This window comes from Streptosporangium sp. NPDC000509 (genome assembly GCF_042898365.1).
Lineage (GTDB): Bacteria > Actinomycetota > Actinomycetes > Streptosporangiales > Streptosporangiaceae > Streptosporangium.
The window spans coordinates 166,549-189,130 of sequence record NZ_JBIAYX010000011.1 but is presented as its reverse complement, the minus strand read 5'-3'; the positions used below and the strand labels follow the sequence as shown (position 1 = coordinate 189,130).

Genomic DNA, 22,582 nt, shown 5'->3' with positions numbered 1-22,582 from the left:
CGTAGCGTCGACAGGTTCTCCCGATCAACGAAGAGGCGTCAGTGACCGCCCCCGCCAATGAAACGCTCACGCTCCTCCTCATCGAGGACGACGCGGGCGACGCCTTCCTCGTGGAGGAGCTGCTCAGCGAGGCGGACAACCCACCCAAGATCATTTGGGTGCGCAGCCTGGCCGAGAGCCGGGAGCGCCTCACCGAGGACGTGCGATGCGTACTCGTCGACCTCTCCCTGCCCGACGCGACCGGCCTTGAGGCGCTGGAGCAGGTGCTGTCGATGGCGCCGCACGCCGCCGTGCTCGTGCTGACCGGTCTGAACGACACCCACGTCGGCGTGGAGGCCGTCGCCGCCGGCGCGCAGGACTTCCTGGTCAAGCAGGATGTGGAGGCCCGCCTGCTGGCGCGGGCGATCCGCTACTCGATAGAGCGCAAGCGCGCCGACCTCGCCCAGCGCAAGCTGGTGCAGGCCGAGCTGCTCACCAAGGAGAACTCCCGCCTCGAACGCGGACTGCTGCCGGTCCCGCTGCTCACCACCACGGTCCTGGACCACCACGCCCGCTACCTGCCAGGACGCAGGCGCGCCCTTCTCGCCGGTGACTTCTGGGACACCGTGCAGAGCCCCGACGGCGCCGTCCACGTGGTGGTCGGCGACGTGTGCGGGCACGGCCCCGACGAGGCCGCACTGGGGGTCGCGCTCAGGATCGCCTGGCGGACCCTGGTCCTGGCCGGGCACACCGGCAACGAGTTGCTCACCACCCTGGAGTCGGTGCTCCGCCTGGAACGCAAGTCCGCGGAGATCTTCACCACCCTGTGCATCGCCACGATCGATCCCACGCTCAGCACCGCGCGGATGCACGTGGTCGGCCATCCGCCGCCGCTGCTCATCCGCGACGGCGAGATCGGCGTGGTGCCGGGCACCCCCTCGGGACCTCCGCTGGGGATCTTCCAGGGCATCGAGTGGTCGGAGATCGACGTCGAACTCGGCGACGACTGGTCGCTGCTGCTCTACACCGACGGCCTGATCGAGGCCACCGTGGGCGGCGGACCCGACCTGCTCGGCACCGAGGGCCTGCTCAGCCTCGTCCAGGAGCAGGGCGGGATCGAGCTCGACCGCCTCATCGAGCGCGTCGTCGAGCTGAACCGCGACGCGCTCAGCGACGACCTGGCGACCGTGCTCATCTCCAGGAACGGGAAGTGATGGCCGACCGCTCCGACCGTTCGAGTCCGCGTCCTCTGCCCGCGTTCACCCCCGGCCGCGGGTTCGCGAACCTGCCGGTCGGACGCTGGTTCGCGTTCGCCGGGGTGGGCGTCGCGCTGGTCTTCATGATCTCGGCCGCCGTCACGGTCAACGCGATCGAGGAGACACGGGAGGCGAAGGAGGCGCTGGTCGACGTCGTCGACCCGGCGGCGCTGCGCCTGCTGGAGATCTCCAACACACTGACCTCGCAGGAGAGCTCGGTACGGGCCTACGGCAGGACCAACGAGGAGATCTCCCTCCAGGAATACCGCAAGGCGATCATCGCGGAGGAGAGCGCGCTGGGTACCCTCACCGCGCTGCTCCCCCGGATGCCGGAGGGGCAGGCGGTCGGCGCCGAGGTGGCCGGGCTGAAGGCCGCGGGAGACGCCTGGCGGCGCGACTACGCCGAGAGGGTCATCGCCGCCGTGCCGACCCTCAAGACCGACGCGGCCCGGCAGAACGCCCCCGTCAACGCCACCCGCTTCAACGAGGTCCGCCAGTCCCTCGAGGTGCTCCAGAGACACCTGAACCGGCTGCACGACGCCGGTGTCGTACGGCTCGACGCCGGCTGGCAGGCCCTCTACGTCGCGCTCGTCGGGGTGGCCGCGGCACTCGTCGTGGCCGGGATCGCCGCGGTGCTCATCGTGCGGTACGCGGTGCTCCGCCCGCTGGCGGAGCTGAACCAGCAGGTCCGCGCGGTCGCCCAGGGAGACTTCGACCACCGGCTCAAGGTCGAGCGCCCCGCCGAGCTGTCGGAGCTGTCGGGCCACGTCGACGCGATGCGCCGCCGCATCCTCGCCGAGTGGCGCCTGTCCTCGGAGACGCAGCGCAAGCTGGAGGACCAGACCGCGGAGCTGAAGCGCTCCAACGGCGAGCTCGAACAGTTCGCCTACGTGGCCAGCCACGACCTGCAGGAGCCGCTGCGCAAGGTCGCCAGCTTCACCCAGATGCTGGACCAGCGCTACAGCGACCAACTCGACGAGCGCGCCAAGCAGTACATCGCCTTCGCCGTCGACGGCGCCAAGCGTATGCAGATGCTCATCAACGACCTGCTCGACTTCTCCAGGGTCGGCAGGATGGGCGGCGAGCGCACCAGGATCGACGCCACCGTGCCGCTCAGGGCCGCGCTGAACAACCTCGGCGCGACCATCGAGGACAGCGACGCGACGGTGACCCACGACGAGCTGCCCGAGGTGCTCGGCAACCGCCCTCAGCTGACCCAGCTCTTCCAGAACCTCATCGGCAACGCGATCAAGTTCCATTCGCAGGACCCACCGGTGATCCACATCGGGGTGCGGCGCGACGGGGACATGTGGGAGTTCTCCTGCACCGACAACGGCATCGGCATCGACAGTAAGTACACTGACCGCATCTTCCTGATCTTCCAGCGCCTGCACGGACGGGACGTGTACGCGGGCACGGGCATCGGGCTGGCACTCTGCAAGAAGATCGTCGAATATCACGGTGGCCGGATCTGGGTCGACTCGGAAAACGGGGGAAGCACCCAGAGCGCCGGAACCACCGAAGTCACCGAGCCCGGCGAGAACGTCGAGAAGGCCCCGAGACGGGGTACGACCTTCCGCTGGACCCTTCCCACAGGAGATTTGGATGAATGACCTGCGCTGGATCGACGTGCTCCTGGTCGAGGACGACCCGGGCGACGTCCTGCTGACGCGGGAGGCGTTCGAGCTCAACAAGGTCCGCAACAAGCTGCACGTGGTGAACGACGGCGAGCAGGCCATGGCCTTCCTGCGCAAGGAGGGCCAGTACGCCGACGCCCCTAGGCCCGACCTGATCCTCCTCGACCTCAACCTGCCCAGGAAGGACGGCAGGGAGGTGCTCCAGGACATCAAGGCCGACGAGAAGCTCCGCGGGATCCCGGTGGTCGTGCTCACCACGTCGGAGTCCGAGGAGGACATCCTGCGCAGCTACAACCTGCACGCCAACGCCTACGTCTCCAAGCCGGTCGACTTCGACCAGTTCATCAGCGTTGTCCGGCGGATCGACGACTTCTTCGTGACCGTCGTCAAACTGCCCAGCTCCAACCAGCACTACTGACGGCCCGTGAGGGCGCGGGCGTGGGGACCGCATCGGTCGCCGGTGCCGCGCACTCGTCCGACGGCCCGCGAGGGCGCGGGGATGGACGAAGTCAGGGGTTGTCCTTTCGCCACACCTGTGCCTCCGGCCCGCCGAGACCTCCCTGTGATCGTCCACCTCGTGAGACGTCGCAGGCGAGGTACCCTTGGCAGACGAACGTGACAGGAATCACACCGGGGTAGTGAAATTGTGAGAGACCCCTTGCACACAACCCCTGGGGTCCGTCGTAACGTATCCCCCACCAATAAGCGCGCGCACGTGTGAGCCCGGCGCGACGATGGCCCGGACGCGCGGCACGACTGATACAACCCGGACACCTGGGCGAGCGGGGTCCGCGGGAGGTGGAGAGGTCTCGATGACCCAGACAACGGCCGAGAGCCCGGCCAGAAGGCAACGTGCGCAGATCAAGGAGCGCACTCTGCGAACGGACCAGTGGTGGCGCTATCCGCTGGTCACTTTCATCATCTTCACGGCATTTCTCGTCTACGCCACGTGGGCGATCTTCGATACAAGCTACTTCGTGTCGCCGTACCACGCGCCGTTCGCGTCGCCCTGTCTGGCGACGAGCTGTCCGCCGGGCGCACGCCTGTTCGGCCTCGCGCCCTTCGGCGACTGGTACACCCTGCCTCCCGGCCTGCTCATCCTCGGCCTTCCCGCGGGCTTCCGCTTCACCTGCTACTACTACCGCAAGGCCTACTACCGGGGCTTCTGGCTCTCGCCCCCGGCCTGCGGGGTGAACGAGCCGCACAGCAAGTACACCGGTGAGTCGCGCTTCCCGCTCATCCTGCAGAACGTCCACCGCTACTTCTTCTACGCGGCCATCGTCATCGGCCTCGTCCTCGCGCACGACGCGGTGAAGTCGCTGATCGAGAGGCCCGGCGGTCTGGGCACCTGGATCCTGGTCGTCAACGCGGTGCTGATCAACCTGTACACCCTGTCGTGCCACTCCTGCCGGCACATCACGGCCGGGCGCCTGAACCACTTCTCCAAGCACCCGATCCGTTACCGGGCCTGGGGGTTCGTCTCCAAGCTCAACGCCAAGCACTCGCAGCTCGCGCTGATCTCCATGTTCTCCGTCATGGGCGCCGACCTGTACGTGCGCCTGGTCGCCAAGGGCATCATCGCCTTCCCGTTCGCATAAGGATCACCTGTGGAAATCGAGCGTCACGAATACGACGTCGTCGTCATCGGCGCCGGCGGTGCGGGGCTGCGGGCGGCCATCGAGGCCCGCCAGCAGGGCAAGCGGACGGCGATCGTCTGCAAGTCCCTGTTCGGCAAGGCGCACACGGTCATGGCCGAGGGCGGCGCGGCCGCCGCGATGGGCAACGTCAACAGCGACGACAGCTGGATGGTGCACTTCCGCGACACCATGCGCGGCGGCAAGTTCCTCAACAACTGGAGGATGGCCGAGCTGCACGCCAAGGAGTCCCCCGACCGGGTCTGGGAGCTGGAGGCGTGGGGTGCGCTGTTCGACCGCACCAAGGACGGCAAGATCAGCCAGCGCAACTTCGGCGGGCACGAGTACCCGCGGCTCGCGCACGTCGGCGACCGCACGGGCCTGGAGCTGATCCGCACCCTGCAGCAGCGGGTGGTCGCGCTGCAGCAGGAGGACGAGAAGACCCACGGCGACGCCGAGGCGTACATCAAGGTCTTCCAGGAGTGCACGGTCACCCGCCTGCTCAAGGAGACGGGTCCCGGCGGGAGCGGCGCGATCTCCGGGGCCTTCGGCTACTGGCGGGAGAACGGCAAGCTCATCCTGTTCGACGCCCCCGCGATCGTGCTCGCCACCGGCGGCATCGGCAAGTCGTACGTGGTCACGTCCAACTCGTGGGAGTACACCGGCGACGGCCACGCGCTCGCCCTGCTCGCCGGCGCGAAGCTGATCAACATGGAGTTCATCCAGTTCCATCCCACCGGGATGGTCTGGCCGCCCTCGGTGCGGGGCATCCTCGTCACCGAGTCCGTCCGCGGTGACGGCGGGGTGCTGAGAAACTCCGAGGGCAAGCGCTTCATGTTCGACTACATCCCGGACGTGTTCAAGGACAAGTACGCCACCACCGAGGAGGAGGGCGACCGCTGGTACACCGACCAGGCGAACAACCGCCGCCCTCCGGAGCTGCTCCCCCGCGACGAGGTCGCGCGGGCCATCAACTCCGAGGTGAAGGCGGGCCGCGGGTCACCCCAGGGCGGCGTCTATCTCGACGTCTCCACCCGTCTCCCGGCCGCCGAGATCGTCAAGCGGCTGCCGTCGATGCACCACCAGTTCAAGGAGCTGGCGGACGTCGACATCACCAAGGAGGCCATGCAGGTCGGCCCGACGTGCCACTACATCATGGGCGGCGTCGAGGTCGACGCCGACACCGGTGCGGCGGACGTGCCCGGCCTGTTCGCGGCCGGTGAGGTCTCCGGCGGCATGCACGGCTCCAACCGGCTGGGCGGCAACTCGCTGTCGGACCTGCTGGTGTTCGGCCGCCGCGCGGGCGCCGGAGCGGCCTCGTACGTGGACGGTCTCGCGGCCCGGCCGACGATCTCCGAGGAGTCCGTGGCCGAGGCGAGCGCGGAGGCGCTCGCCCCGCTGGAGCGCACCGGCGAGAACCCGTACGAGGTCCACCACGAGCTGCAGCGGACGATGAACGAGCTGGTCGGCATCATCCGCAAGGCCGAGGAGGTCTCCGAGGCGCTGGAGGCGGTGGAGAAGCTCAAGGAGCGGGCCCAGGGCGTCGGCGCGGCCGGTAACCGCATCTACAACCCGGGCTGGCACCTCGCCCTCGACCTGCGCAACATGCTCCTGGTCTCGGAGTGCGTCGCGAAGGCGGCGCTGCTGCGCCAGGAGAGCCGCGGCGGTCACACCCGCGACGACTTCCCCGGCATGTCGCCCGAGTGGCGGGCCAAGATCCTGCGCTGCTCCCTCACCCCGGACGCCTCCGGCATCACGGTGGAGGAGAAGGTGCAGCCTCCGATGCGGGACGACCTCATCACGCTGTTCGACCGGGACGAGCTGAAGAAGTACATCACCGAGGAAGAGCTGGCCGCCTTTGACGCGCTGGCCGAGGAGTAACCATGAGTTACAAGGCGAAGTTCCGCGTGTGGCGGGGCGAGGGCGGCGAGGGCAAGCTTGAGGACTTCACGGTCGAGGTGAACGAGGGCGAGGTCGTCCTCGACATCATCCACAGGCTGCAGGCCACCCAGGCTCCCGACCTCGCCGTCCGCTGGAACTGCAAGGCCGGCAAGTGCGGCTCGTGCTCGATGGAGATCAACGGCAAGCCGAAGCTGGGCTGCATGACCCGGATGTCAACCTTCACCGAGGAGGAGACGATCACCGTGACGCCCATGCGGACGTTCCCGGTGATCAAGGACCTCGTCACGGACGTGTCGTTCAACTACCAGAAGGCCAGGGAGATCCCGTCCTTCACCCCTCCGGCCGACGTGAAGCCGGGCGAGTACCGCATGCAGCAGATCGACGTCGAGCGGTCCCAGGAGTTCCGCAAGTGCATCGAGTGCTTCATGTGCAACAACGTCTGTCACGTCATCCGCGACCACGAGGAGAACAAGACCAACTTCGCCGGTCCGCGCTTCCTGATGCGGATCGCCGAGCTGGACATGCACCCGTACGACGTGGCCGACCGCAAGGACTCCGCCCAGGAGGAGCACGGCCTCGGCTACTGCAACATCACCAAGTGCTGCACCGAGGTCTGCCCCGAGCACATCAAGATCACTGACAACGCGCTGATCCCCATGAAGGAGCGCGTCGTCGACCGGAAGTACGACCCGCTGGTCTGGCTCGGCAACAAGATCTTCAAGCGTTCCAGCTCGAAGACCTGACCTTCCCGCGTCTCACGGCGTCGTCCACGGGCTCTCCCGGGGACGGCGCCGTTCGCGCTTTGTCACGGGCCTTCGTACGGGCTCTCCCGGCCTAAGCTTCAGAGCCTTCGTACGAACCCTCCCTGCCGCCGTCTCCGGGAGCTTCGTACGGGCTCCCGGAGGCCTCAGTCCCGCCACAGTCGCCGAGTCTGCTTCCGCATGACGTCGTCGGCGCGAACGGCGAAGTCGTGAATGACCGTCAGCTCCGCGTCGCTGTAGTCCGCGGCGAGATCGGCGTAGGCCCGGTTGAGGTCCCCCAGGATCTCCTGCAGCGCGCGGTAGGGGCCCTCGCGCACCAGCTCGACGAGCACGCGGCGCCGGTCGACGGCATCCCGGCCGCGACGCACGTACCCCGCTCTCTGCAGGCGGTCCACCACCGCGGTGATCGCGCCACCGCGTGTCAGCCCCAGCCGTACGGCCAGGTCGTGGGGGGTGAGAGGGCCCTCCTTGTCGAGGAGGGCCAGGCAGTTGAAGTCGGTCACGTTGATTCCGGCCCGGCCTGCCACACCGACGTGGAACAGCACCGAACGCATCGCCGTCAGACGTCCCTGATCGGACACGGCCATGATCATCTCTTTGCGGGCTTCCGGCTCCGTTGACACGGCGCCCCCTCTTTCCGTTCTCTCCAAATCAGAGAGACTCCAAATCAGAGAGTCTCTCTCGTGCGACAAAGAGTGGCCGACCCTCCCGCGCGGGAGGATGCCCGCTCCTCCTGCCCAAACCGGCTCGCCCCTATCACATGGAAACCGAATCACTTTCGGCATCGTCCCGAGGGCGGCCTTCCCGGACAACGCGCCGCTCTCCGCGCCCCGGCCGCGCCGCCCTGCCCACGGCTGCCCACTACTGCCCGCCGCGTCCACGACCGAGCGGCGGACGGCACAGGCCGTCGTCGCCGCGCTCGGAAGGGTGGGGCGGGTCAGGTGGAGCGGCGGAAGAGACCGCGCTTCTTCTTGCCGGAGCCCTTGCCGGAGTCCTTGTCCGAGGACTTGCCGGTCTCCCTGCCGGGAATCGGATAGACAGCCGTCGAGCCGGGACCCGCGGGAGGCCGCTCGCCCCCGGTCGGCTGGTCACCGCCAGGACGTGCCTCACCGGGACCGCCCTCGCCCGGCCCCTGACCGGGACCGTCCTGAGGCTGGGGTCCGAAGGTCATGACCTCGCCCTGCGGCTCCCGCCCCGACGGCGGGATGCCGTCCTTGAGGGGCCGGTCCTGCGAGAGAACCTGGCCGGGAGCGTCATCGGTGACGGCCGGCCGCAAGTCGTCCAGCGGGTCGTCGCCCGGCCTGCTCCTGGCGGGCTCCTGCGGGAACGGCGCACCGGGGAACTCCGGCGCCCCCTGCGGGAGGCGTCCCTCACGGGAGTCGTGGCCGGGGTGCGGGGTGCCCTGGAAGGCCGCCGCGCCGCCCTGAGGCGCCGGACCGTCCTGGAGCGTCGGGCCTTCCTGGAGCGTCGGGCCGTAAGGCGACTGACCGGGGGGCACGGGATACACCTGGCCGGTCCGCGGGTCGTACGGGGCACCGTGGCCGACGGCCGGGGGCTGCTCGTGACCGGGCGCGGGCATGTACGCCGTCGTCTGGTCGTATCCGTGGGGATACTGCTCGGGGGTGTAGCCCTCCGGGTAGACCGGGGCGTACATCTGCATGGGCACGAAGCTGATGATCGGCGCGTAGGCCGTACCGCCCTGGTAGGGGCCGGCAGCGGCGTAACCGGGACCGCCGGGGTAGGCCATCGGGTCCATGCCGCGCGGACCGGCCCTGCGGATCGCCGCCGCGTGGGCCATGCGGCGCAGCCTGCCCTCGAAGATCAGCACGGCGAACAGCACCAGCAGCACCAGGATGAGCGCCGGGATGCCGAGCTGACGGCTCAGCGTGGCCCCGTCGAACTCGGAACCCGCGTTGCGGATCTCGTACACGGAGGTGCCCGAGGAACTCTGGTCGAGCGTGGCCGTGTCGGACGGCGTGGGATCGGCGGCGGGAAGCTGCTGGTTGGGATCAGGGGTGGTCTGCGGGAACTGGGGTTCGCTGTTCTCCGTGTTCTCCGTGTTCTCCGGCGTGTTGGCCCCGGCGGTCGGAACCACCGGGGGCGGCTCCTGGACCGGCGGCGGTGCGACCGCCGTCTCCGGCGGAGGCGGAGGGGCTGGCGTGGTCTTCGTGGGCTTGGGCTTCGGCGACGCCGGGACGGTTATCGTGGTCGTCACCGTCTCCTGCGGCACCTCGGGATCCTCGGTGACCGTGACGGTGACGACCGGCGTCGGCTCCTCACAGGGACCCGCGGGATCGACGTCACACCCCTCGACCTGCGAGGGTTCGATGACCATCGTCCTGACGGTCGCGCCGGCCGCGGAGGATCCGGCGAACGGCGCCACGGCGAACAGAACGACGCCGCTGAGTCCGACGGACATCGCGACGGCGGAGAACGCTGCCCTGCGCCGTGCTCGCGTCACCGGTGTCCTCCGTGCAATCAACCATGAACACGCCAAAGAAATACTAGTCGGGCAAAAATAACAGTAATCCGCGTTTTACAAAACGTGTCGCGACCGACGACGCCGCTGGATCCTCCGCTGCAGCCACAGAAGGCCGAGCAACGTCCCCACCCCCGCACCTACCGCCGGGAGACCCGTCGCCCCTGTCAGTATCGGGCTTGACTCGGCGACCGGCTGGACCTGACCGCTCGGACCGTCGAGATCCTGCGGCAGGGGCGCCCCCTGCGGACGCGAATCCTGTGAGACGGGGACCTGCGCGGCGGGGAAAGGACCCGCCTGCGGCAGCTGGAGACCGTTCGCGAGCCCCGGCATCTGGCCCGCTCCCGCCATGCCCATCGAGATCGGCGGCGTCATGGCCCCCGGTACGCCGGGCTGGACGCCCGGCGCCTGCGGCCCGCCAGGCTGCCCCGCTCCCTGCTGGCCGGGAACCATCGGGCCGCCCACCGGCCCACCGGGACCCTGTTGCGGCACGCCGGGCTGTCCCGCCGGCCCCGGTTGCCCGATCCCCGGGTAGCCGGGAGGCATCGGCTGCCCCATGCCCTGTCCGGGCACGGCGGGCTGTCCGATGCCCGGGTAGCCGGGAGGCATCGGCCCGACCATCGGCCGGCCCGCTCCCGGGCCGGCGGCCTTCTTCCCGTTTCCCGGGTAACCGGGATAGAGGGGGCCCATCTGCTCCAGGCCCGGTCCCATCTGCGGGAGAACCGGCTGACCGGGTCCCATCTGCGGCCCCCCGGGCAGCCCGGCCGTCTGCCCGCCGGGACCCGCCTGCCGTAGGAGAGCCCGCGGGTTCACTCCCTGCTCGCGCGCACCGGGCCGACCGGCCGCGTGCCGCTGCCCGCGCGCCTTCCGCCCGGCCGCCTTGCGGCCCGTCCGGACACCCGTGGCCGAGTGGTTCCTGCCGTTCTGCCCTTGGAGGGCGGGGGGCTCGGGCGCTCCCGCCGGCGGTATGGCGATCGCTCCTTGTCCCGGTGCCGTTCCCTGCCCCGGCACCGCCGTACCGGCCTCCGGCGCGGCACCCTGAGCCGCGGACCCCTGAGCCGCGGCGCCCGGAACCGCGGCGCCGTCCGGAAGCCGTGTTCCCTCCTGCGGACGACCGGGAGGAAGCGGGGCCGCGGGGCGACCGGGAGCCGCCCCGTCAGGAACCCGGGCGGGGGCCATCGGAGACCCGGCCTCCCCACGCCCGCCCGGCACCGTGTCCCGCGTCTCGTGGGAGGCCGCCGGACCTCCCGTCGCCCCCGGAGCGCCGGGAAGCGCGCGCGTCCGCGGGTTCACGGGCACCCCGGCTCCCCGCGACGTTCCCTGATCGGCGGGGACCCCGGCGGCGTTCGCCCCCGCGTCAGGACCCGAAGCGGGCGGCGCGACGAACGCCTTCCCGGCGAGATCGAGAAGGAACGCCGACATGCGCTGTTCGGCCCTCTGCGCCTCCGAGACACCGGGTGCGCCCAATGGTGCCTCCCCCGACTCCTCGGCCGTCTGGGGCACCTTGAGGACCATGCTGGCGGCACCTGGAGCTCCCACACCGCCGCGGGGCTCGGCGGGCCTCGCCTCCCGCGCGACGCGGGCGTGCTCCAGCGTCTCCGGCACCTCGGCGGCACCCCCGCCTCGCCGCATCACCGCGTCCGTGCTCTTGATCGTGTTCTGGGCCCGCTGGCTCACCGTCTTGCCGTCGGGGCCGCTCATCCGGGCCAGGGCGGACACCGTGAGATCACGCGGGCGCTCCGGCAGGGCGAGCAGCACGTCGACGGAGCCGCCCTCGGCGGGCAGGGCTCCGACCACGCACACCCCCGCTCCCTTCGGGAGGGGTGCCGACGACCTGGTCTCCTCCGGGCACTCGATGCCCCTGAGCGCCTCGGCGGGGGTCGTCAGGACCGCGAGCCGGGCGTCGGTGCCCGGCCCCCGCAGCCGGATCCGGTAGCGGATCACCCGCTCGGCGCCGCTCCCCCGTGCCCATGCGCCCGAATCGGCCACGGTCGTCAGGTCGAGGGGCGACGGGGCCGACTCGTCCAGCTGAACGGCGTACACCCCCGAGGCTCCGAGGACGAGCACTCCCGCTCCGACCGCTGACACGAACCCAGCACCACGCCACCTTAAGGTCACCGCATATCTCCGTTCCCCGGGTACGGACACGCGACATCGCCACGTCCAGTAGCAGTTATGTCACGCTGCGGAGTTGATCAATCCTTATTGAACCGACCTTGCCCATCGTTGAGGCGACCTTGTACCGCCCGGACGATTGGCAGGTCCGCGGGGAGCCACGCCACGTCGTAGAGCTCGCTCTCGGCCAGCCAGCGCAGGTCCAGATGCTCCTTCGCCTCGGGCCTGCCCTCGGCGACCACCGCGAGCCAGACCCGCAGGACGTAGCCGCCGGCGAGCGCCCAGTCGCCCCCGACGCGCTCGCCCACCTCGATCAGCACGCCGAGCTCCTCCTGGCACTCCCTGACCAGTGCCGTGTGCTCGTCCTCGCCCGGATCGACCTTTCCCCCCGGCAGCTCCCACCCTCCGGCCAACTCCGGCGGATCGGCACGCTGGGCGGCGAGCAGTCTCCCGTCGCCGTCGACGATGGCGGCGCCCACAACGACCTTTTCCATGGTTCTCGATTCTGTCAGCCCTGCTCCCGTGTCTTGAGTTGCGCGAGAACCTGGGGGTGTCGCAGCGGCCGGGTGAAGCCCACGATCCCGGTGCGCTCCCGGTAGGTGGTGACCTTGATCGGCCCGCACAACCGGCACCTCGCCTCGACCATCTTGCCCGGGGAGACCACCAGCCCCACGTGGCCGGGACGGTCCGGGCCCGTTCCCGGACCGGAGTTGAAGAAGACGAGGTCTCCGGCCTGCTCCTCCCCCGCGGGAACCTCCACCCCGAACGGCCACTGGCCGAACGTGGTGCGCGGGATGGTCAGGCCGACGCTCCGGTAGGCCATGTAGATGATTCCCGAGCAGTCGTAGCCCGCGGGCCCCGTACCGCCCCAGATGTAGGGCTTGCCGCGCTGGGCGAGCGCGTACTCCAGGATCGCGGCCACCGTGCTCGTCGGCGCCGCCTCCAGCATGGGCTCGTCACAGTCTTCGTCCGCTTCCGGCGGTACGGTGACCTCTCCGTCCTTGGCGTACTTTTTGGCGATCTCCATCACCTGGTCGACGTACCACCAGGCGCGGTTGTAGACGAACAGCGAACGTCGCACGTCCTCCGGCGCGCCGTTCCGCTTCAGCATCTTCGCCGCGCCTAGGATGGCGTCCGCCGGGTTGTACACGTCGGCCCAGCCGTCTCCGTCGCCGTCGGAGGCGTAGCCGTTGAACGTGGACGGGATCTTGATCTTGGCCTTGCCGCCCCACGTGCTGATGAGAAACTGCATCGGCCCGGCCGCGCCCGCGTAGTTGGTGCCGCTGCGCACCCCGGGGAGCGTGGAGCGTCCGTGGTTGGTCTCGCGCTTGCCGACCCCGGCGAGCACGTTCCACTGCACGCCGACCTTCTTGCCGTGCTCGCGATACAGCTTCAGATACTCCTCGGGGATGTCGGACGTCGCGGTCTCCGACTGGTCCTCCGCCGCCCCGCCGGTGTCTCCGCACTCGGGCTGCTGCGCCGCCCCGCCGGTGATCGACGGGAAGGAGGGGAACCCGCTGATCATCATCATCGGCGCCATGATCAGCGTGATCAGGCAGAGCGCGGCGACTCCGAGGATCAGCGCGAGGCGGACGGGCTTGTTGTTCCTCATGCCACCCTGCCGCCCATCTCATCCCGCCGGTACGCGACCCCGCCGCCCATCTCATCCCGCCGGTACACAGCCCCGCCCGCTCGCTCCCGTCCGTACGCGACCCCGCCGCTCATCCGGCCTCGCCGGTGGCGCCGCTCTCGACGGGCTGGTCGTCCCCCTCCTGGCCGGAGTCCGCGGGCTGGAGATCGTGGACCCGCCATTCCGCGCCGGCCTGGATAAGCGTGACGGCGTACTCCGCGGTCCGCTCGTTCGCCCCGCTTCTCGCCGTGACGTTCTGGGTGCCGACGACCACGAAGGTCACCGAGGCACTGTCGATCTGCCGGATCCCCTTGACCCGCGCCGTACCGATCGACACGATCTCGTCGGCCTTGTTCGCCTCGACGGTGCCCGGTGAGGTGACGGTCCGCAGCAGCGTCCCCGAGAACTCCGCCGTGACGTACCCCTTGAGGCGGTCGCCGTAGACCGCCGGGTCCTCGTCGTAGCTGAACGTGCCGTACTCGGCGGTGAAACGCTGCGCGTAGTCGGCCGCCGCGGCCAGCTCCTGCTTGGTCATCGGCAGGTAGGAGTAGACGTCGAAGGGCGCGTTACTCGCCGTCGCCGCCGGACGGGCCGGCTCCTCCGCCGTCTCCTGCCCAGCGGCCACCGTACGGGTGACACCGGCCGGCTGCCCCGGCCCCTCATTGGTGTCCGGCCACATGGTCAGGTAGACGCCGACAACGGCGAGTATCACGACCAGCACCGCGAAGACGGCTCCCCGCCGACTGCCTCCCTCGACCACGGTCAGTCCTTGTCGCGGTTGGACGAACGCAGCCAGAACGGCGGCGGCTCACCGGCCTCCCCGCCGCGCTCCACCCGCCGGGTGATCCAGAGCGGGGGCGCCTCGGACGACCTGCCTCCGGAGTCGCGGTTTCGTGAGCCACCGGAGCCCCGGGAGCCGCCGAAGATGCTCCCGCCCGACCCCGAGCCTCCCGACCCCGAGGAGCCGCGGGAGGAACCTCCGCCGTTACGCGATCCCGAGCCCGAGCCGCCCCGCGAGGAGCCGGATCCCGAGGACCCCCGGGACGAACCGCCGCCGCCGAAGATGCTCCCGCCGGAACGACCGCCGCCGCCTGAGGAGCCCGAGGAACCGGACGACCTGCCGGGCGCGGGCGCCGAGGGCCGCAGCGCGGGGGCGGAGGAACCCGACGACCTGCCCGCCGAAGAGGATCGGCCGGCCGAGCCTCCCTGCGGAGCCCAGCCGCCGGAACGACCGCCGAACCAGCCTCCCGAGGAGCCCGTCCCTCCCGAGGAGCCCGTCCCTCCCGAGCCGCGGCCCGAGGAGCCTCCGGACCTGGTCGGAGGCGCGCTGCCTCCCGTACCGGCTCCGGAGAGGTTGAGCGGCGGCGCCGCACCGGCGCGGGCCGCGGTGACCGGCCTGCCGGTGCCCTTGCGCCTGCCCGCGGCCTGGGCGTCGGTGTCGAGCGGCGCCGGTTGGGCACCGGTCGGCACCCGGGTGCCCGACGGCGTGTTCGGCGTGGCACCGCCCTCCTCGCCACGGACCCTGCCCTGGGCGACCGCTGCCGCCGCGGCCGCGCCGACCGAGGCTCCGCCGACCATCGCGGCCGCCTGCAGCACCGGCTCGGCCTTGCGCATCCCCCACCGGCCCGCCCTGACCGCCGCGACCGGCGGCAGCGCGGACGCCGCCCGCTGCAGGGTCGGCGCGGACGCCGCGTCGCCGAGCATCCGGGTGGTGAGCGTGTGCCCGTCCATGGACGAGAACAGGTGCTGGAACGGCCTCCGGTAGAAGAACACCGCGATCGTCAGGATCGCCATGAACATGACCTGCATGCCCCACGGCATCGCGGTGGAGATGATCAGGGCGTAACCGTAGACGAGCACGCCGAGGACGAGGGCGAGCACCGCCTGTCTGAGCAGGGTGCCGATCAGCATCTCCACCCAGCGCATGGCGATGATCCGCCCGGATCCCGGATGGACGCCGATCAGCAGGAAGACCGGCGCGAGGATGAGCAACAGCAGGAACCCGACCTTGAGCACCAGCAGGGAGACCGCCACCAGGAAGATCAGCAGTCCCGCGACCACCGCGGCCATGAAGGCGCCGATCGCGACCCCCAGGCGGTTCGTCCAGTCCTTGCCCTGGAAGAGGGGGAAGTACGGTGTGTTCTGCAGCTTGTCGGCGATCTCCGTCTCGTATCGCGCCTGGTGGGAGCCCGCTTCAGGCACCTGCTGGGCCTTCAGCTCGGCCGCGTCGATCGTCTGGATCTCCAGCAGCTTGGCGCCGAATATCTTGATGATGGGGGCCTCGGGGTCGGCCGTGCCGAACTGGCCCATCAGCCACGGCTTGCAGACCAGCGTGGACCAGAGCGCGTCGGCGTTCTGCTCGACGCCGGGCACGCCGCTCTGCCCGTATCCGCCGCCCTGAACCTGCGGGTTCGCCTCACCCGGTGCGGGCAGGCAGGAGGTCCCGCCCGCGCCCGGCAGCCCGGCGAAGGCGGAGTTGACCACCTCGCCGGTCTTGTCGGTGACGATCTTGCCCATACCCGTGAGGTCGCCGGGGCGGCTGAAGAACCAGACGGCCACCGTGACCGCGAGGACCATCCATATGACGCCCTCGGCGGTGGTGGTGGCGCGTTTGCGGATCAGCCCGTACCAGGCGAGCCAGATGGCGCCGAGGATCACCAGCGGCCGCAGGTACGGCCAGTACATGGCGTCGGCCAGACGGACCACGATGTCGTCGACGACGTTCTTGATCGATTCCAGCGGGCCCTCGGTGGCCGCCGCCTGGTAGGTCGTGATGGTCAACCGGTCCAGCGCCTTCGCCCACAGGAAGACCGTGTTCGCCATCGCGTTGCCCATCACGGCCGCGATGTCGTCGCAGCCGAGCAGGTGGGTGTGCCAGAACTGGCCGCTCATGCCGTACGTCGCGTAGTTGCCCTGGGCCGCCGCCGGGGCCTGTGCCGCGGGGGCGCCCGTCGCGGGCGGGTCGGGAAGCGGCGGCTGGATCAGGCCGTCCACGCCTCCCGCGACGATGTCGGGTGACAGGTCGGGAGACATGTCGCAGGGCGCCGCGGCGACGGCCGTGGACGTGTCGCCGGGGAACGCCAGCGGCAGCGCGAGGAAGGCGGCGAGCACGACCAGCCCGATCGCGATCCGCCTGCCCAGCCGTCCCCTGCGGGAACCCGGGCGAGAGCCCGCTGTGCCTCGGACCTCACGGAGCCCGCGAATCCCGCGGAGCCCACGAAGACCGCGGAAGCCACGGAACTCACGGAGCCCGCGGAGACCCTTCGGCCCTCCGAGTGGCCGTCTCCCGCGAAAGCCCTCGAATCCCTTAAGGGAGCCTTTCATGACCGCACCTCCAGCGCCGCAGCCCCCGGCCTACCGACTCTGTCGCCCCCAGGAAGATCATGCACTTTCTCGTCGGGTTTGTCGTGGGTCGGATTCGTGTCGAGCCAACGCAGCAGCTCGTCCGAGATCAGGTCCACCCCGATACGGCCCGCGCGACCGTCCAGATCCCGGAAGACGCATTCGCCGTTACCGAGTGAGCGCAGCACCGCCTTGTGCTCCTCGGAGGGCTCGACCCCGAGCAGCGCCATCACGTGCTCCACCTCGACCCGTTCCGTGGAGCGGAAGGCGAAGACCGACGACAGGCAGTTCGTCACCTGCTCGCTCAGCAGGTCACCGGCGTTCTGCGAGACCAGGACCAGCGCCGTGTTGCGGGAGCGGCCCATCCGGCTGACCTCGGGCACCAGCTTGGCCCCCTCGGGCGTGGAGGTGATCGCCCACGCCTCGTCCAGGAAGATCGCCTTGGGCGTCCGCCGGTCCAGGCCGTTCATCAGACCCCGCGCGAACTGCGCGACGAGATAGAGCAGCGCCACCGACAGCCTCTGCTCGTAGGAGTAGTCGTCGCGGCCGGTGGAGGCGTCGGGCAGCGTCAGGCCGCCCAGGGTGAAGACCGTGGTCCAGCCCTCGGTGTCGATCTGGTCGCCGCCCGAGGGGTCGAAGCAGAGCCTGGCCAGATGCATGTCCGACATGGAGCGGAGCACCGCGCCCAGGTTCTTGGAGGCGGCGTCCTCGGTCTGCTCAAGGAAGTCGACGACCTTGCCCAGCGACGGGTCCTGGCCGTTGGAGACCGCGGCCACCGCCTGGATCATCGCCGACTCGCGTTCCTCCGACATGCGAGGCAGCAGCAGACGCAGGGTCTCGGTGGCCATCGTCTTCTTGGCCGCCAGGTCGTCACCGAACGAGAACGGGTCGAGCAGGCCGGGAGCCGCCGAGCCGAGCGGGATGATCCGCGCCTTCCTGCCCCGCTTCTGCAGCAGCTGCACCAGCGACTCGGCGTCGCCCTTGGGGTCGATCACCGCGACCGTCACCCCGCGCAACGCCATCTGGTAGATCATCAGCAGCGCGAGCGTGGTCTTGCCTCCACCGGGCTCGCCGGTGATGGCGATCGCCGTCGGCCGGTTGCGCGTCGCCGCGACCAGCGGGTCGAAGTGCACGATGCTGCGCGCCCTGCCCAGGGTCTCCCCGACGTACGGGCCCATCCAGCCGGAGCCGCCCTCGTCCGTCCGGTCGCCCAGGTCGACGGTGGCGGTGGCCATGCCGCCCGCGATGGTGCGCAGCGGCTGCCGCTGCGCGTAGGCGTTCACCCGGACCCGCTCTCCCGGCAGCGTCTCGCAGAACAGCGAGAACTGGTCGCCGGTGGAGTTGACGATGTCGATGCCCATGTCGCGGTAGTGCTCCACGACCGCCTCGACCCGCTGCACGCAGATCTCCTCGGTCGGGGCCGACACGATCAGGCGGTGCCAGCCGTACACGAACGGCAGACGCTCCTTGGTGATGCCGTGCTCCAGCATCCTGGCCGCGTCGATCTGCTCGGCGAGCGCGAGCGGCGCCTCGGCGCCCGCCTCACGGATGTGGATGTCCATGTCGCGGGCATGGGCGAGCTTGCGCGCGACGTCCTTGCTCGCCTTGACCGGCGGGATCAGCCGCATCCTCGAACTGATCTCCACCGGGAAGGGCAGCTGGTCGGCGAAGTGCATCCAGGGCTCGCCGTCGGGGAAGGGCATGAGGTCGGGGAAGCGGGCGAAGGACATGTGCGCGACGTAGGAGTCGCCCTGCGGCTGCTCGATCCGCAGCAGCGCCCTGCCGTTGTGGATCTGCCCCTCGACGAGGGACTCGATCTCCCCCTGTCCCCAGCGGCGCTTGGGACTCGCCGAGGCCGGGGGGTCGCCGAGGGAACCGGTCGTGGCGTGCTGGAACAGCCAGGCGAGCTCGACGGAGGTGGCGTGCCTGGCGTACAGCGCGCTCGCGGACAGCGCCCTGCCCAGCCGCTCCGCCTGCTCGGACCACTTGGCGATCTCCGCCTTGGGGACGTGGTCGTCCTCGATGCCCAGGGCCTTCTCACTGCGCTGGTAGAAACCGAAGAGCTGCGCGAGGACCCCGGTGCCCAGCTGCCGCCCGCGCGTGCCGAGCCGCACGCCGAGATAGACCTCCTTGGTCCAGAAGTCCTTGGCCCAGACGTGGCGATACATGTCCTCCAGGTAGTCGCGCCAGCCCGGCCCCTCGTCGGAGGTGGCGTTCAGCGCCATCGCCCACTCGGCGGCGGGGTAGGTGCGGTGCGCCACCCGCAGGTGGACCTCGGCGTCGGGCATGCGGATGGCGGCGAGCGCGATCGTGATGTTGGTGGCGAGCGCCTCCCGCTCCTCGGGGGTGATGAACTCGTAGCTCACGGTGGGAAGCCTGAAATAGGCCCAGACCGACGAGTCGGTCAGCAAAATCCGATCGTCGAAGTATCGGACGGCGAGGCGGCTGCGCGCCTGGGAGGCGCGGCTCACGGCCCCTCCTCCGTCGCGCGTGCGGCCCTGCCTCCGCGGCGTCCGGACCCCTCGCCGATCCGGATTCCACGGCGTCCGCCCATCCGGACCCCGGCCTGCCCGCTCACCACCCGCACCTCGTCTCGCCCGCTCACCGCATCTCCTCGCGCCCGGGGGATCACTGGGCTAGTTCCTCCTCGCTGGGTCGACCCGCCTGAACCGTTCCGAAGCCCGCCACGACGACACCGGCCAGGGCGAGATACGCCCGGCGGCCCGGCGCCCGCAGGTGGGACGGTTCCACCCGATCGGCCCTGCCGGGGGCCAGGGCGTCCTCCCAGGGCACCCGGACGATCGCCCGGCACCTGCCCCGCGCGACCGCCTCCGCCTGCTCCACGTCGGCCATGCTGCGGCGGCTCACCCCGTTGACCACCATGACCGCCCGCTGGCGAAGGTCGGAGCAACCGTGCCCGTCGAGCCACTCGTAGGTCATCGCCACCGCGTCCGGCCCGTCCTCGCTCGCCGGGACGACGAGGACGAGCTGGTCGGCGTAGGGGAGGACCCGCGCGGCCAGAGCCGCGGCCGGGTCCATCACGACGACCTTGTAGTGCCGGTCGAGCATGTCCATCGTCTGGCCGAGCCGCCGGTCGGAGAAGAGCGTCCGGTCGGACAGGCGTTGCTCGGCACCGGCGTCGCTGTCTCCGGCGAGGACCTCCAGCCCCGAGGCGCAGCGGCTGGTGTAGGCGCGCATGCCGAGATATCCCTGGACGCTGTCGAGCCCGGAGAGCAGGGAGGTCAGGGTCTCCGGCGACTCGCCCTGGATCCGGCTGGACAGGGCGTGGGAGCCGGTGCTGGCGTCGACCGCGAGAATCCGGTCCTCGCGGTAGCGGGCGAGGGTGTGGCCGAGCATGAGCGCGGTCGTGGTCTGCCCGGCGCCGCCGGTGCATCCCAGGACCACCACCCGGCGACTGCCGCTGAACACCGCCCTGGCCCGCGCCTCGTCGATCTCCGAGCCGTCCGTACGGCCACCGCCGGGTCCGATCACCACCTGGGCCAGCCGCCGCCAGCCGCCGGAGGAGTCACGGCCGACCACCGACTCGACCCGGCGGACCCTGGTCTCGGCCTCGCCACGTGCGGGACCGGTCACCGGCACCGCGGGGGCGACCGGATCCGCCGTGGCGGGCCCCGAGGGAACCGCGCGGATCGACATGCCGCCACCCTGGACGCCGGTGCCCGCCGGGGCGCCGGGACCCGCCTGCGCACTCGCGGGCCGCTCCGGCGGCCATGCCTTCGACGCCTTCGACGCCCTCGGTGTCTCCGCCGTCTCCGGAGTTTCCGCCGCGCGCCCGATCGGCGTGGGCTGCCCCTTGCGGTGTTGACGCCGTGCGCTCTCCTCGTCCGATCCGTCCCGCTTGTCCTGCATGCTCTGTCCGGTCTGCGGGAGTTCGGCCGCCTCGGCGCGGCGCCCGACCGGCGCCGGTCCGACGAACCTCGGTACGAAGGAGGGGGCGGCGGGCTCCGAGGGCCTCCTGACGGGGTCGGGCACGACGGCCGGCCTCTCGGCGGACACCGCACGGGCCGGGGCGGAGGTCTCCTCCCGTGGCGCCCTGGGTGCCGAGGGCTGCGGCACGGCCGGCGCCTCGCGTCGTTCCTCGGAGGGTTTCGAGGCGGGAGCGTCGGTCTCGGAGGACGCCGCGGGCGCGATCACCTCCGAGGGCGAGGGCGGCCCGGCGGGCGCGATCACCTCGGGTCGCTCGGCCGGCGCGTCGGGACGCTCGACCGGCGTGTTCGGTCGCTCGACCGGCGTGAAAGGCACGATCACCTCGGAGGGCGGCGTGACCGCCGCGGGAGGCGCGACCGGTATGGCCGGGACGGAAGGTACGACCGGCGGTGGGGGCACGACCGGCGAGGCGGGGGCCGCGGCGGCGCGCTCGGCCTCCGCGGAGGCCGCGAGCCTGCGCAGCCGCCGCAGCGCCTCGGTGCCGATCGGAGCGGGCGGAGCCGCGGACGCGCCGGACGCCGCCGGGGTCTCGTCCCTCGAATCGTCCGCGTTCCCCTCGGCCGCGGATCCGGCCGGCGGAGTGCGGTCGGCCCGCTCCTCGGAAGGTCCCTGGGAATGGTCCGCGGGCGGTCGTGAGGCGGGGCCGAGAATCGGCGTGCCCGGCGCGGACTCGACGGCCTCGGCCGCCTCGGCGAACGCGACGGGCTCGGGCACCGGAGTCACGACGGGCAGCGAAGGCACCGACGACGCTGCGGGCCCGGACGGCGCTGCGGGCCCGGGGAGAACGGCGGGGATCGCGGGGACGGCGACCGGGGGTGTCTCGACGGCCCAGGAGGTCTCGACGGCCCAGGAGGTCTCGACGCCCCGGGAGGTCTCGGCGGCCGGGCCCTGACCGAGGGCCGGGGTCTGGCCGAGGGCCGGGGCGACACCTTGGCGAAGCGCGTGAACCTCGGTCCTGGCGACGGGCGCGGTGGCGGCGGCCGCCGCGGCCGCGGCCACGGCGGGACGCACCTCGCGGCGGGCGGCGGCGCGCTTGGCCTGGGCGTGCCGGGCCTTGCGCGACGCCTTGACCCTGACGGCCGTGTACTGCGGCGCGGCCCGCCAGATCCGGCCGGTCAGCGTGACCTCGGCGGGTTCGGAAAGGGGGGCCATCCTGCACCAGGTGCGCGGCTCTCCCACGTAGCGCACCTGCGACTGGAGCAGCTCGGTGAGCCTCTTGCTCTCGATCACCGGCCGGGTGGAGAGCCAGGTGACGACACCGGGGGGCACCAGATAGAGCACGTGCCAGGGAGCGGCGAAGGGCAGACCGAGAAGGTAGAGCAGCAGCGACCACGGGGCCAGCACTCCCACGAACCCACCGATCCAGACGATCGGGAGCGGCATCGGCAGCCGTAGGTCGTACAGCTTGTAGAGCCGCTTCTCGATCCTCCAGATATTGGTGTACGTGGGCAGATCCACGTGATCCTCCTCTCCGCCTCTCCTTGTTTGACCGTTCGAACCCGGTCTCAACCCCCCGAGATGCCCAGCGCGCCCGCGATCGCCTTGGCAGTCACCTCGATGATGTTCGGAACGTAGAAGATCACTCCGATCGCGATCGCCAGAATGATGAACTGGACGAATCTGGTGATCTCACGGGTGAAGAGGAAGAAGAGGGCCACCACCGAGACGATGACCAGGAAGAGCGGCGCGAAGAAGCTGCGGAGGAAGTCGGCGAGGCCCTCGGTGTTGACGCCCGCCGGAGGTGCTGTGGGCTGAGCGAGCTCCATGGCGCTCAGCAGCATGGTCTTGAGAATCACTTCTTGTCCTCCGTACTCACGATCGTGCCCGCCAAGCGGCTAAGGGTCCTCGGCGCGTGTGCGCCGGGACCCGGACCGACGGCTCATCGATCAGGGGGGGTCT

17 protein-coding genes are annotated in these 22,582 nt (G+C 70.8%); 6 read left to right on the top strand and 11 right to left on the bottom strand.

The window, feature by feature from the left end:
* Positions 1–41: 41 nt before the first annotated feature.
* The 6 genes from ACFY3D_RS21555 to ACFY3D_RS21530 all read left to right on the top strand — a co-directional run bounded on the left by ACFY3D_RS21555 (position 42) and on the right by ACFY3D_RS21530 (position 7,151).
* Positions 42–1,193 carry a SpoIIE family protein phosphatase gene (locus ACFY3D_RS21555; protein WP_362898993.1) on the top strand — a complete coding sequence of 384 codons (1,152 nt, stop codon included), beginning with the start codon at positions 42–44 and terminating at the stop codon, positions 1,191–1,193.
* Positions 1,193–2,848, top strand: a complete 1,656-nt coding sequence (locus tag ACFY3D_RS21550) for an ATP-binding protein (RefSeq protein WP_389981680.1) — start codon at positions 1,193–1,195, stop codon at positions 2,846–2,848. Before ACFY3D_RS21555 ends, ACFY3D_RS21550 begins: the two co-directional genes overlap by 1 nt.
* The gene (locus ACFY3D_RS21545; RefSeq protein WP_389981678.1) at positions 2,841–3,290 is read left to right on the top strand and encodes a response regulator; all 450 of its coding nucleotides are present in this window, start codon (positions 2,841–2,843) and stop codon (positions 3,288–3,290) included. The genes ACFY3D_RS21550 and ACFY3D_RS21545 overlap by 8 nt, the downstream gene beginning before the upstream one ends.
* 394 nt (positions 3,291–3,684) lie before the next feature.
* The gene (locus tag ACFY3D_RS21540) at positions 3,685–4,470 is read left to right on the top strand and encodes a hypothetical protein (protein ID WP_389981676.1); all 786 of its coding nucleotides are present in this window, start codon (positions 3,685–3,687) and stop codon (positions 4,468–4,470) included.
* Positions 4,471–4,479: 9 nt separating this feature from the next.
* A complete protein-coding gene (locus tag ACFY3D_RS21535) occupies positions 4,480–6,387 on the top strand; it encodes a fumarate reductase/succinate dehydrogenase flavoprotein subunit (RefSeq protein ID WP_350947943.1) in 1,908 nt (635 codons plus the stop codon).
* Positions 6,388–6,389: 2 nt separating this feature from the next.
* The gene (locus ACFY3D_RS21530; RefSeq protein ID WP_350947944.1) at positions 6,390–7,151 is read left to right on the top strand and encodes a succinate dehydrogenase/fumarate reductase iron-sulfur subunit; all 762 of its coding nucleotides are present in this window, start codon (positions 6,390–6,392) and stop codon (positions 7,149–7,151) included.
* A gap of 164 nt (positions 7,152–7,315) precedes the next feature.
* On the opposite strand, the gene ACFY3D_RS21525 is transcribed toward ACFY3D_RS21530, so the two are convergent.
* The 11 genes from ACFY3D_RS21525 to ACFY3D_RS21475 all read right to left on the bottom strand — a co-directional run bounded on the left by ACFY3D_RS21525 (position 7,316) and on the right by ACFY3D_RS21475 (position 22,464).
* Positions 7,316–7,756: a MarR family transcriptional regulator gene (locus ACFY3D_RS21525; protein WP_389981674.1), complete on the bottom strand. Its 441-nt coding sequence runs from the start codon at positions 7,754–7,756 to the stop codon at positions 7,316–7,318.
* 350 nt (positions 7,757–8,106) lie between these two features.
* The gene (locus tag ACFY3D_RS21520; RefSeq protein WP_389981672.1) at positions 8,107–9,630 is read right to left on the bottom strand and encodes a hypothetical protein; all 1,524 of its coding nucleotides are present in this window, start codon (positions 9,628–9,630) and stop codon (positions 8,107–8,109) included.
* Between the two features lie 75 nt (positions 9,631–9,705).
* Positions 9,706–11,736 (bottom strand): hypothetical protein, encoded by a 2,031-nt coding sequence (locus ACFY3D_RS21515; protein WP_389981670.1) that lies wholly within the window; start codon positions 11,734–11,736, stop codon positions 9,706–9,708.
* Between the two features lie 107 nt (positions 11,737–11,843).
* Complete coding sequence (locus tag ACFY3D_RS21510; RefSeq protein ID WP_350947948.1) at positions 11,844–12,257, bottom strand: (deoxy)nucleoside triphosphate pyrophosphohydrolase; 414 nt, start codon at positions 12,255–12,257, stop codon at positions 11,844–11,846.
* A gap of 14 nt (positions 12,258–12,271) precedes the next feature.
* Positions 12,272–13,375, bottom strand: a complete 1,104-nt coding sequence (locus ACFY3D_RS21505; protein ID WP_362898980.1) for a bifunctional lytic transglycosylase/C40 family peptidase — start codon at positions 13,373–13,375, stop codon at positions 12,272–12,274.
* Between the two features lie 109 nt (positions 13,376–13,484).
* Positions 13,485–14,153 carry a hypothetical protein gene (locus ACFY3D_RS21500; RefSeq protein WP_389981668.1) on the bottom strand — a complete coding sequence of 223 codons (669 nt, stop codon included), beginning with the start codon at positions 14,151–14,153 and terminating at the stop codon, positions 13,485–13,487.
* A 2-nt stretch (positions 14,154–14,155) separates the two neighbouring features.
* Complete coding sequence (locus tag ACFY3D_RS21495) at positions 14,156–16,504, bottom strand: type IV secretion system protein (protein WP_389981666.1); 2,349 nt, start codon at positions 16,502–16,504, stop codon at positions 14,156–14,158.
* 209 nt (positions 16,505–16,713) lie between these two features.
* Positions 16,714–19,206 carry an ATP-binding protein gene (locus ACFY3D_RS21490; RefSeq protein WP_362898974.1) on the bottom strand — a complete coding sequence of 831 codons (2,493 nt, stop codon included), beginning with the start codon at positions 19,204–19,206 and terminating at the stop codon, positions 16,714–16,716.
* The gene (locus tag ACFY3D_RS21485) at positions 19,203–19,340 is read right to left on the bottom strand and encodes a hypothetical protein (RefSeq protein WP_389981664.1); all 138 of its coding nucleotides are present in this window, start codon (positions 19,338–19,340) and stop codon (positions 19,203–19,205) included. Before ACFY3D_RS21485 ends, ACFY3D_RS21490 begins: the two co-directional genes overlap by 4 nt.
* 23 nt (positions 19,341–19,363) lie before the next feature.
* Positions 19,364–22,141: a TcpE family conjugal transfer membrane protein gene (locus ACFY3D_RS21480; protein WP_389981662.1), complete on the bottom strand. Its 2,778-nt coding sequence runs from the start codon at positions 22,139–22,141 to the stop codon at positions 19,364–19,366.
* 47 nt (positions 22,142–22,188) lie between these two features.
* A complete protein-coding gene (locus tag ACFY3D_RS21475; RefSeq protein ID WP_362510052.1) occupies positions 22,189–22,464 on the bottom strand; it encodes a hypothetical protein in 276 nt (91 codons plus the stop codon).
* Positions 22,465–22,582: the final 118 nt, after the last annotated feature.